The 1,279-nt window shown below is 38.1% G+C and carries 2 protein-coding genes; both read left to right on the top strand.

Annotated features, from left to right (window positions below; all coding sequences use genetic code 11):
• Window positions 1-556 (top strand): bile acid:sodium symporter family protein (locus tag V7659_RS19175; RefSeq protein ID WP_335541452.1); only part of this gene is annotated, 556 nt, incomplete at its 5' end.
• Window positions 557-948: 392 nt separating this feature from the next.
• Window positions 949-1,122, top strand: a complete 174-nt coding sequence (locus V7659_RS19170) for a hypothetical protein (RefSeq protein ID WP_335541451.1) — start codon at window positions 949-951, stop codon at window positions 1,120-1,122.
• Window positions 1,123-1,279 lie beyond the last annotated feature (157 nt).

Below are 1,279 nucleotides of genomic sequence, written 5' to 3'. Positions count from 1 at the left end.
GATTCTTGCACCAATTGTGACACCATTACTTATTCTTTTGTTCGCCAGTAAGTGGGTGGATGTCAGTGTGGCATCATTATTTCTATCAATTGTACAAGTTGTCATTGTTCCGTTGGCGCTTGGCTTTATTATTAAAAAGTTCTTCGGAAAACAGGCTCAAGCCGGTGCAAAAGCATTGCCGCTTGTTTCCGTTATTGCGATTGTGTTAATTGTATCTGCCGTTGTAGCGGGAAGCGCGGCGAAGATTGCGGAAACTGGATTGTTAATTTTTGGCGTTGTCATTCTTCACAATCTGTTAGGATTTTTAATTGGTTTCTTCTTTGCCCGTTTATGTGGGATGGATCTGGCGAAACAGAAGGCTGTCGCAATGGAAGTCGGCATGCAGAACTCCGGTTTGGGAGTCGCTATCGCTACTGCTCATTTCTCGCCATTAGCGGCAGTACCAAGTGCAATTTTCAGCGTGTGGCATAATTTATCTGGTTCGGTTTTAGCGAATATTTTTAGCAGGATGAAGGAGAAGAGTCAAAACGAGGAAAGTATTAAACGTGTGTGTTAATTTTAATCACCTTTCAGCCTAATCAGGCTGAGGGGTGTTTTGTTTTGGGATTTTGTTTCCGATTTTTGTAGGATTAGAATTGATTTTCGTAGAATCCCAGCTAGTATCAGTTGAGAATTTATTTGAAGCTGTTGTTACGGAAGAGTGGGCGAAGTTTGTCACAGAAATTTTAAAGCAATAGAAAGGTAAACGGCGATCGAATGGATTTCATAATTTTTTCATATTTTCTTCACTGAAAGTACACACCAAGTGGATAAAATAGATTGGGAAGTGGTAATTCCATTTCTACAATATAGGATTCCTTGCAGTCAAAAAGGGAATACAACTATGCTTTCGGGTTGATAGCCAAAGGGAAAAATAGTAAAGATAACTTGGAAAGGGAGGAATGAAAAATGGATGTTCCATTAACATCAAAGGAAGTCATTACTCAGATCCAGAAGTTACAAAACCAAGGTAATTCTCTACGTAAAAAAGAGGTAAAACATCTTTATCCTGATTTAATGCGGAGTGCTTTGCATTACTACCCAAGTTGGCAACATGCCATAGAAGAAAGTAAAGTAGGTTAGGATATCTAATTTACATCAAGACATTAGATTAATATGAGCTTTGTTAACAAAAAGGTTTCGCTCTCAGTGAAGCCTTTTTGTTATGCTTAAAAGTTTCTTTAGAGCAATACTAAACTGCGTAACAGTATTAATACCTATTTTTAAATTAGAGGTACTG

The sequence above is a fragment of the Neobacillus drentensis genome (genome assembly GCF_036966985.1).
In the GTDB taxonomy this organism is placed as follows: domain Bacteria; phylum Bacillota; class Bacilli; order Bacillales; family Cytobacillaceae; genus Neobacillus; species Neobacillus drentensis_E.
This window is presented reverse-complemented; position numbering and strand designations above follow the sequence as displayed.

Bases quoted from the DNA above. Each gene is read 5' to 3' on its own strand.
- V7659_RS19170 (WP_335541451.1), top strand. From the start codon at position 949: ATGGATGTTCCATTAACATCAAAGGAAGTCATTACTCAGATCCAGAAG.